Raw genomic sequence first — 8,021 nt, 5'->3', positions numbered from 1 at the left:
ATTTCCATGTCCAGCGAAGGTCTGCATGCCCCGCGCGAGCGGCTGGGCAAAAAAACCCTGGCGATGCACCAGGCCATCGCCTCGCTGATCGAGGAGCTGGAAGCCGCCGACTGGTACCGCCAGCGTGCCGATGACTGCGACGACGCGGCGCTGAAGAAAATCCTGCTGCACAACATGCGCGAAGAGATCGAGCATGCCGCCATGGTGCTGGAATGGCTGCGCCGCAACGACGCCGATTTCGCCAGGGAGCTCGGCGAGTATCTGTTCACCGGCAAGGACATCGCCGGCCACGAGGAACAGGTGACCGGCGCCACGAAGCCCAAGACGAAGAAAAAGAAGAAATAGCCGGCGCGTCAGCCGTTCAGCCGCGCCAGCGCGCGCGCATCGACCTCGGCCATCGCCGCGGCATAACCGCCGAGCCGGCCGCGCAGGCCCTGCACCGTGGCGGGATCGGCGGTGGCCGGCGAGCCCCCGTAAGGCGGCTGCGGCTCGTATTCGATCTGCAGCTGGATTTCGCGCGCCACCGTCTCGCCGGCCAGCAGGGCCGCCAGGGCCAGGCCGAAATCGATCCCGGCGGTGACGCCGCCGCCGGTGATCCGGTTGCGGTCGCGCACCACGCGCTCCGCCACCGGCTCGGCGCCGAAGGCCGCCAGCCGCTCCAGCGACATCCAGTGCGTGGTGGCGCGATAGCCGCGCAGCAGCCCCGCCGCCGCCAGCACCAGCGCGCCGGTGCACACCGCCGTGACGAAGCGGCAGTTCGGGGCCTGGCTGTTCAGAAAATCCAGCAGGGCGGCATCCTCCATCGCCTGCAGATGGCCCGGTCCACCCGGCACGCAGATGATGTCGAGCTGCGGGCAGTCGGCATACCGCGTGGTCGGCAGCAGGGTGAGCCCGGCGCTGGAGCTGCGCACCGGCTGCAGGTCATGCGCCAGCAGATGGCAATCGGCGCCGGGCAGCTTGGCGAACACCTCCCACGGCCCGGTCAGGTCGAGCTGGGTCAGGTTGGGAAACAGCGGGAAACCGATCTGCAGCGCCATCGCTTTTGCCTCGGATGATGATCACCGCGCCGAGCCTGCCGCAGGGCCGCCGGCGCGGCAACCCCGCAATTGTCCGGCTGCAATTGCCCGGCTGCAATTGCCCAGCTGCAATTGCCCAGCTGCAATCGCAGCCATCGGCTTTTTATGTCAGCCTTCGTTGTCCGGCCTGGCCACCGCCAGGCGCCAGCCGCGCCGCAGCGCGGCGATGCGGATCACGAAGCACAGCACGCCGCCGGCCACCACGCCGGCATGCAGGTCCAGCCCGCCGGCATCCATCGCCACCACCATCGCGGCGCCGGCCAAAGCCGCCACGGCATAGACCTCGGCGCGCAGCACGGTGGGGATTTCGGCCAGCAGGATGTCGCGCGCCATGCCGCCGCCGATGCCGCTGAGCGTACCCAGCAGGGCGGCGGCCAGCGGGTTGAGCCCGTAGACCAGCGCCTTCTGCGCGCCCAGCACGGCAAACAGCGCCAGCCCGGCGGCATCGAAAATCTGCACCGGATGCTTCAGCCGCTCGACCTGGGCATGGAAGAAAAACACGATCAGGCCGGCGACCACGGCAATCGCCAGATAGGGCCAGTCGCGCAAGGCCGCCGGCGGCAAAGCGCCGATCAGCAGATCGCGCAGGATGCCGCCGGCCGAAGCGGCGGCGAAGGCCAGCACCAGCACGCCGAACACGTCCAGCCGCCGGCGCACGCCGGCGGTAGCGCCCGACAGCGCGAAGACGAAGGTGCCGAGATAATCCAACAGCGTGAGCAGCATGGTTTAGTCATGCCATGGCTGCCCCCGCAAGTCAGCGGCTTTTATGCCTTGTGGTCGCGCTTCTTGAATTTCGGCCCGCCGGCCTTGCCGGCAAAACCCGGCTTGTAAGGCTTGCCGGCTCCGCCTTCTTTGTCGCCCCCGGGCTTGCCGCCGGTAAATTTACCCTGGCCACCCTTGTACTGGCCCGGCTTGTAGGGCGTTTTCCGGTACGGCTTGGCATCCTCGCGGGGCCGCGCCTCGGCGGCCTGCTCGGTGGGGCCGCCCGGCAGCCGCGTGATGGTGATCTGCTTTTCGCCGGTGCCCTCGCGGGCGATCTGCGCGGCGAAGCGTTCCGCCGCCTCGCCGGCGATCTCGAACTGGCTTTCGGTGTGGAAGATCTTGATCGCGCCGACATCGCGGCGCGTGACATGGCCGACCCGGCAGATCAGCGGCAGCAGCCAGCGCGGCTCGGCATTCTGCTTGTGCCCGGCCGAGATGCTGAACCACACGCCGCCGCCAGCCTGGCCGTGCGATCGTTTCTGATACGGGGCCGGCTCGGCCTCGGCGGCCACGTCGAGCAATTCCTCCGGCGCCGGCCGGCTGGCCTGCTGCAGCCGCAGATAGGCGGCCGCCACTTTCTCCGCCCCGTGGCGGGCCAGCAGCTCGGCGGCAAAAACCCGCTCGTCGTCGGTCACCTCGGCCAACAGGCTGGCATCGTTGAGCATGCGCTCGCGGTCGGCGGCCAGGATATCGGCGGCGCGCGGCGGCGTGCCCCATTGCGCCACGATCTTGGCGTCCTGCAGCAGGCGCTGCACGCCGCGCTTGCGGTTATGCGGCGCCAGCACCACGCAGATGCCCTTGTTGCCGGCCCGCCCGGTGCGGCCCGAGCGATGCAGCAGCGTATCGGCATTCACCGGCGGATCGGCATGCACCACCAGATCCAGCCCCGGCAGGTCGATGCCACGCGCCGCCACGTCGGTGGCGACGCAGACCCGCGCGCGGCCGTCGCGCATGGCCTGCAGGGCATGGGTGCGCTCGGTCTGCGACAATTCGCCCGAGAGCGCCACCACGGCGAAGCCGCGATTGCCCAGCCGCGCGGCCAGATGCGTCACCGCCATGCGGGTGCCGCAGAACACCATGGTGCTTTTGGCGTCGAAATAGCGCAGCACGTTGATGATGGCGTTCTCGCGTTCGTTCGGCGCCACGGCCAGCACGCGGTATTCGATATCCACATGCTGGGATTTTTCCTGCGCCGTGCTGATGCGCACCGCCTCGCGCTGGAAGCGTTTGGCCAGCATGGCGATGGGTTTCGGCACGGTGGCCGAAAACAGCAGGGTGCGGCGCTCGGGTGGCGCGGCATCGAGGATGAATTCCAGGTCCTCGCGGAAGCCGAGGTCGAGCATCTCGTCGGCTTCGTCCAGCACCACGGCGCGCAAGGCACCGATATCCAGCGCGCCGCGTTCGATATGGTCGCGCAGGCGGCCCGGCGTGCCGACCACGATATGGGCGCCGGCATTCAGCGCCTGGCGCTCGGTGCGCATGTCCATGCCGCCGACACACGACACCACGCGGGCGTTGGTGGGGGCATACAGCCAGTCGAGCTCACGACAGACCTGCAGGGCCAGTTCGCGCGTGGGCGCGATGATCAACGCCAGCGGCGGCGCCCAGCCACCCGGCCTGAACGGCTCGAAGCCATCCGAGCCCTGCAGCAAAGTGGGCGCGATGGCCATGCCGAAGGCCACCGTCTTGCCCGACCCGGTCTGGGCCGAAACCAGCAGATCGGCCTCGGTGAGATTGGGGCCCAGCACGGCCAGCTGCACGGGGGTGAGCGTGGCATAACCACGCGCGGCCAAAGCCTGCGCCAAAGGCGGCACGACGCCGGCAAAAGCGGCGTTTTCAGAATCAGTCATGCAATCCAGTCTTCCGGGAAACGAGGGCGGCGATATCGCAACGGCCCACCCAGCATAGTCAGGGCCGATCAGGGAATGGCGACCATCATCCGCCGGCCCTGCTGCGGCGGGGTATAGGCGCAGACGCGGCGGGCGTCAAGCGGAGGGCGGGAGGAGCAGCCGTTTCAATTGCTTATCTGTCATGCCTCAGCCTGGCATCTTCCCCTCCATCAACATGACATGGCCGGCATCACCACCCCAATCGTCATGCCACGCCTTGGGCGTGGCATCCACGAGTTTTTTATATGTGACTTACATCTGACAGCCAGGCATCAATAAGTCGATACGATGCCTTCTCTGCATTACGAAGCGGGGAAATTGTATCTGTCATGGTCAGCATTTCCCAATTCTTAGGATTAGTAACTCGATCCGCGTAATAATAAACACATTCAACTTCTCTAAAATGACGAAACCATATCCCCAGTTCAGTTGCCCGGTGTTTGATGAAATTGTATTCCCCTTTTACTCGCGCAAGAGCGAAAGGGAAGTGATGCGAAATTATTAGAACATGATCCCCGGGTTTCATCTCATCCGAGAAACCCAGAAAATCTTTATGCTTTGATGGAATTCGTTGACGGTTCTCTTGAATCAATAAGTCTCCAACATCTTCCTCAAAATCTAAGCCAACATAACCAGCAGCAAGGCTCTCAACACAGTGTTTGATGGATGATTCAGCGTCTGCTGGATGTAGCTGCATGCGCCAGAATGTCATTTTCCCCTCCCAACAGTTAAATAACTCGTGGATGCTCGGGCCAAGCCCGAGCATGACGGATGGTGGGTGGCGGTGTTTGCCTTCATCGCCTGGGCATGACGGCGTTGGTGATAACAACTCGTGGATGCCCGGGCCAAGCCCGGGCATGACGGATGGGGGGATGCGTGGTCACTGCAACTTTCCCCTTGCCCACCGCTGCGCCGCACGCAATCCTGCCGCATGTCCGGCGGCTGGGTCTATATCGTTTCGAACAAACCCAACGGCACGATCTATGTCGGCGTCACGGCCGATCTTCGCCGCCGCGCCCATGAGCATTGCGAGGGCCTGATCGACGGCTTCAGCAAGACATACAATCTTAAGCGGCTGGTCTATGCCGAAGAGCATGCCAGCATCACCGATGCGATCCGACGCGAGAAGACGCTGAAGCGCTGGCCACGCGCCTGGAAGGTGCGGCTGATCCATACGATCAATCCGGACTGGAATGATCTGTATGAGACGCTTTAAAAATCGCGTGGATGCTCGGGTCAAGCCCGACCATAACCAGCAGGCACCCTGCTGAATCCGATTGCCCATTGCGCGGATTTGGCCTGTTATCGGCTGCCCATCCAACGACAGGGGGAAACCATGGCGGATAACAAGAAGAAGGTCGGCAAGGCCGACCGCGTGCGCGTCGCCGGTGGCCAGAAGCACGAGGTCGCCTATGTGGCCAAGACGGCGGGCGTCAAACCCGCCGCGGTCAAAGCGGCGGTGAAGGCGGTGGGGCCGTCACGGAAAAAGGTCATGGCCAGGCTGAAAATCCAAAAGGGCAAATAAGCCGCCGGGCCAACCGGGGGCGCTACAACGCGCCTTCCAGCATGCCCAGCATCTTCGCCCAGCCGTCCTGCGCCCTGCCGCTATGCTCGGCCCAGGCGGCATCCATCCAGTGGGTCAGGGTCAGCTCGCAGCCGCCGTCATCCAGAGGCACGATGTCGATCTCCACGCGGTCCATGCCGGGCGAAAACTGCGGCACGCCGAAGCGGAACACGATGCGGCGCGGGCGCTCCAGCTCCAGGTATTCGCCGACATGCTCCACATCCACGCCGTCGCGCCGGTCGGTCATGGTGAAACGGCCGCCGACGCGGGCGTCGATGCGGCACGCCACCATCTGCCCGGCCGGCGTGGCGAAAAACCACCGGCCGGCATTGTCCGCGTCCAGCCAGGCATCGAACACGCGCCCGGCCGCGAACGGAAACCGCCGCGTGACGCAGACCTTCACCTTGCCTGCCGCCATCGCCATGCTCATGCCAGCGCCTTGCCCAGATTGTCGAGCAGCCAGTTGGTGCCTTCCTCGCGGCTTTGCGGCTTGTCGTGGCCATCGAGATAGACGCCCTGTTCGGTGAAGGTGAGCTTCGTCTTGCCGCCCGCCTCCGCCTTCAGGTCGATGGTGGTGAGCGACACCGAGATGCGGTTGTCGTTCAGGTGCAGGTCATAGGCATAGACGATGCGGGTATCCGGCACGATGTCGTGATAGATGCCATCCATCACATGCATCACGCCGCTGCCGTCGCGCGCCGAACTATGCTCGCGGCCGCCGATACGGAAATCCAGGCTCTGTTTGCGCTCGGTCCAGTCCGGCGGCGCGCCAAACCACTGCGCTTTCGCCTTGAGGTCGGCGAAGGCAGCGAACACGCGGGCCGGCGGCGCCTCGTAGACTCGTTCGATGATGAAGGTGTTGTGCAGGACGGAACGCTGGGTCATGACGATGTTGCTCTCCTGTTGAATTAAGCGGCCGGCGATTGCTGCCGCAGGTCGGCAGCCAGGTTCTCAAGTCCGATGCGGGTGCCCTCTTCGCGGCCGGCCACGTCGGTCCAGCCATCGAGGAAGGCGCCCTGCTCGGTCAGCAGCAGCCGGGTGCCGCCATCGGGCCCGGCCTGGAAATCCAGCGTGGCGAGCGAGACCGAAATGCGCCGCTGATCCAGCAGCATGGCGTAGCTGTAGATGATGCGCTGGTCCGGCACGATGTCGTGATACACCGCCTCGCAGAGATGCACCGTGCCGCCGGCCGGGCCGGTGCGGATGGTCTCGCGGCCGCCGACGCGGAACTCCAGGCGATGCTCCACCGGCCATGTGCTGTCGCAGAAAAACCAGCGCCGTTTGGCTTCGGCATCGGCAAAGGCGGCAAACACGCGACCGGGTGCTGCGGCATAGACCCGCTCGATGGTGAATGTCGCATGCAGCACCGAACGCGCGGCGACAGCGGCGGCCATAATGTTCATCGCTCGTCTCCTGTTTTTGTCTGGTCTTCGGTCGATTCAGGTGCGGTCGATTCAGGGGTGGCCGGCTCGGCGGTGGCGGCGAGGAAGGCGCCGAGGCGGTCCAGCCGCCCCTCCCACATCGCCTTGCGCTCGGCGATCCAGCGTTCCGCCTGGGTCAGCGGCGCCGGGTTGAAACGCAGCAGATGCTCGCGCCCCTGTTTGCGCCGGCGCACCAGGTCGGCGCGCTCCAGTAGGCGGATATGCTTCGACACCGCGTTGAGCGACATGGCAAACGGCAGCGCCAGGTCGGTGACGCGGGCCTCGCCGCCCTGGTCACACAGGCGCTGCAGGATGGCCCGCCGGGTCGGGTCGGCCAGCGCCAGCAGGGTGTGGTCCAGGGCGGTGATCTGGGGGCCGGTGATCTGAAGATCGGGTGTCGGGGTTGCGGTCTGCATGGCCGCTAAATATTCAACCTTTTGGTTTAATGTCAAGCCACGATCTTGTTCCAGAGTATATTCACCCTATGTTCTCAATAGCTGCTGTTGCGCATCGTGAATCCGTCTCGACCACCACCCGCTGCACGGGTGCGCGTGGCCCCCGCGCCCGGCCCGAACCCGGGCGCCATTGGCGACGATTGGCAATGATTGGCCAGAATTGTCGATTATTGGCGATTATTGGCAGGTCTCTGGCGATGGCCTGCCGCGCCTTGGCCGGGTCTGACCTGGAAAATTCCACGGCCAATCAGCGGCATAGCGGTCTCGCCACCCTGCCCTGACACGGCCCGGCCCGTCACCACTACTTCCGGCTGCGCCGGAAGCTAACCCTGGGGCGCCAGCACGTCGCGATTCGGGCAGAAGGCCGGCGCGCCGGTCCCCCCGTTGCCGGCCAGCCAGTCGCGGCAATCCGGCCGGTCGGCGCAGAAGGCACAGGTGCGTTGCAGGTCGCGCAGCAGCTCCGGCGCCAGGCGGGGCTTGCCGGCGGCCGCCCGCCGCGCCAGCAATTCCTCCAGCTCGGCGCTGCCGCCGCCATCGCGCACCAGGGCCGCCAGGTCGCCGTCGCTCATCGCCATGTCCTGGGCGATGCGATGGCGGTCCTCCCCGGCCAGGCCACGCCATTCCTGCTCCTCGGCCAGCTTGTTCCACACGGCCTTCAGCCAGCAACCGAGGCCGGGTTTATGATATGTCTGCTGCGCCTGCATGGGTCGACTCCCTCTGCTGCTGCGTCTCTGCCCAGCAGCCTAGACCCGCCGCAAATGCCGGCTTTGTCCCAGATCAAACTATCGCGTCAAACTATCGCGGGGAAGATCAGCCCTTGGCCAGGCGCAGGAACACCTCGCCCACCAGCAGGT

General features: G+C 65.6%; 12 protein-coding genes. 3 read left to right on the top strand and 9 right to left on the bottom strand.

The window, feature by feature from the left end:
• Positions 1-345: ferritin (locus Q1J79_RS00130; protein WP_300295076.1), on the top strand; the 345-nt coding region annotated here is incomplete at its 5' end.
• Between the two features lie 8 nt (positions 346-353).
• Here the strand turns inward: Q1J79_RS00130 and Q1J79_RS00125 are convergent.
• The 4 genes from Q1J79_RS00125 to Q1J79_RS00110 form a co-directional block, all read right to left on the bottom strand.
• A complete protein-coding gene (locus tag Q1J79_RS00125; RefSeq protein WP_300295074.1) occupies positions 354-1,037 on the bottom strand; it encodes a DJ-1/PfpI family protein in 684 nt (227 codons plus the stop codon).
• Between the two features lie 147 nt (positions 1,038-1,184).
• Positions 1,185-1,799: a trimeric intracellular cation channel family protein gene (locus Q1J79_RS00120; protein WP_300295073.1), complete on the bottom strand. Its 615-nt coding sequence runs from the start codon at positions 1,797-1,799 to the stop codon at positions 1,185-1,187.
• Between the two features lie 41 nt (positions 1,800-1,840).
• A complete protein-coding gene (locus Q1J79_RS00115; protein ID WP_300295071.1) occupies positions 1,841-3,688 on the bottom strand; it encodes a DEAD/DEAH box helicase in 1,848 nt (615 codons plus the stop codon).
• A 280-nt stretch (positions 3,689-3,968) separates the two neighbouring features.
• On the bottom strand, positions 3,969-4,439 hold the full coding sequence (locus Q1J79_RS00110; RefSeq protein WP_300295070.1) for a hypothetical protein: 471 nt from the start codon (positions 4,437-4,439) through the stop codon (positions 3,969-3,971).
• A gap of 219 nt (positions 4,440-4,658) precedes the next feature.
• Between Q1J79_RS00110 and Q1J79_RS00105 the strand changes: the two genes are divergently transcribed.
• Both Q1J79_RS00105 and Q1J79_RS00100 read left to right on the top strand, forming a co-directional pair.
• Positions 4,659-4,943, top strand: a complete 285-nt coding sequence (locus Q1J79_RS00105; RefSeq protein WP_300295069.1) for a GIY-YIG nuclease family protein — start codon at positions 4,659-4,661, stop codon at positions 4,941-4,943.
• A 120-nt stretch (positions 4,944-5,063) separates the two neighbouring features.
• A complete protein-coding gene (locus Q1J79_RS00100; protein WP_300295067.1) occupies positions 5,064-5,252 on the top strand; it encodes a DUF3606 domain-containing protein in 189 nt (62 codons plus the stop codon).
• A 22-nt stretch (positions 5,253-5,274) separates the two neighbouring features.
• On the opposite strand, the gene Q1J79_RS00095 is transcribed toward Q1J79_RS00100, so the two are convergent.
• The 5 genes from Q1J79_RS00095 to Q1J79_RS00075 all read right to left on the bottom strand — a co-directional run bounded on the left by Q1J79_RS00095 (position 5,275) and on the right by Q1J79_RS00075 (position 7,871).
• Positions 5,275-5,721 (bottom strand): SRPBCC family protein, encoded by a 447-nt coding sequence (locus Q1J79_RS00095; RefSeq protein WP_300295066.1) that lies wholly within the window; start codon positions 5,719-5,721, stop codon positions 5,275-5,277.
• Positions 5,718-6,176 carry an SRPBCC family protein gene (locus tag Q1J79_RS00090; protein WP_300295064.1) on the bottom strand — a complete coding sequence of 153 codons (459 nt, stop codon included), beginning with the start codon at positions 6,174-6,176 and terminating at the stop codon, positions 5,718-5,720. The genes Q1J79_RS00095 and Q1J79_RS00090 overlap by 4 nt, the downstream gene beginning before the upstream one ends.
• A 23-nt stretch (positions 6,177-6,199) precedes the next feature.
• Positions 6,200-6,694 carry an SRPBCC family protein gene (locus Q1J79_RS00085; protein WP_300295062.1) on the bottom strand — a complete coding sequence of 165 codons (495 nt, stop codon included), beginning with the start codon at positions 6,692-6,694 and terminating at the stop codon, positions 6,200-6,202.
• Entirely contained in the window at positions 6,691-7,128 is a 438-nt protein-coding gene (locus tag Q1J79_RS00080) for a helix-turn-helix transcriptional regulator (protein ID WP_300295060.1), read from the bottom strand. The genes Q1J79_RS00085 and Q1J79_RS00080 overlap by 4 nt, the downstream gene beginning before the upstream one ends.
• Positions 7,129-7,490: 362 nt before the next feature.
• Positions 7,491-7,871 (bottom strand): DUF6455 family protein, encoded by a 381-nt coding sequence (locus Q1J79_RS00075; protein WP_300295059.1) that lies wholly within the window; start codon positions 7,869-7,871, stop codon positions 7,491-7,493.
• Positions 7,872-8,021 lie beyond the last annotated feature (150 nt).

Source organism: Ferrovibrio sp., assembly GCF_029255545.1.
Taxonomy (GTDB): domain Bacteria; phylum Pseudomonadota; class Alphaproteobacteria; order Ferrovibrionales; family Ferrovibrionaceae; genus Ferrovibrio.
This window is presented reverse-complemented; position numbering and strand designations above follow the sequence as displayed.

Bases quoted from the DNA above. Each gene is read 5' to 3' on its own strand.
- Q1J79_RS00105 (WP_300295069.1), top strand. From the start codon at position 4,659: ATGTCCGGCGGCTGGGTCTATATCGTTTCGAACAAACCCAACGGCACG.
- Q1J79_RS00120 (WP_300295073.1), bottom strand. From the start codon at position 1,799: ATGCTGCTCACGCTGTTGGATTATCTCGGCACCTTCGTCTTCGCGCTG.
- Q1J79_RS00095 (WP_300295066.1), bottom strand. From the start codon at position 5,721: ATGAGCATGGCGATGGCGGCAGGCAAGGTGAAGGTCTGCGTCACGCGG.
- Q1J79_RS00080 (WP_300295060.1), bottom strand. From the start codon at position 7,128: ATGCAGACCGCAACCCCGACACCCGATCTTCAGATCACCGGCCCCCAG.
- Q1J79_RS00090 (WP_300295064.1), bottom strand. From the start codon at position 6,176: ATGACCCAGCGTTCCGTCCTGCACAACACCTTCATCATCGAACGAGTC.
- Q1J79_RS00100 (WP_300295067.1), top strand. From the start codon at position 5,064: ATGGCGGATAACAAGAAGAAGGTCGGCAAGGCCGACCGCGTGCGCGTC.
- Q1J79_RS00115 (WP_300295071.1), bottom strand. From the start codon at position 3,688: ATGACTGATTCTGAAAACGCCGCTTTTGCCGGCGTCGTGCCGCCTTTG.
- Q1J79_RS00075 (WP_300295059.1), bottom strand. From the start codon at position 7,871: ATGCAGGCGCAGCAGACATATCATAAACCCGGCCTCGGTTGCTGGCTG.
- Q1J79_RS00125 (WP_300295074.1), bottom strand. From the start codon at position 1,037: ATGGCGCTGCAGATCGGTTTCCCGCTGTTTCCCAACCTGACCCAGCTC.
- Q1J79_RS00085 (WP_300295062.1), bottom strand. From the start codon at position 6,694: ATGAACATTATGGCCGCCGCTGTCGCCGCGCGTTCGGTGCTGCATGCG.
- Q1J79_RS00110 (WP_300295070.1), bottom strand. From the start codon at position 4,439: ATGACATTCTGGCGCATGCAGCTACATCCAGCAGACGCTGAATCATCC.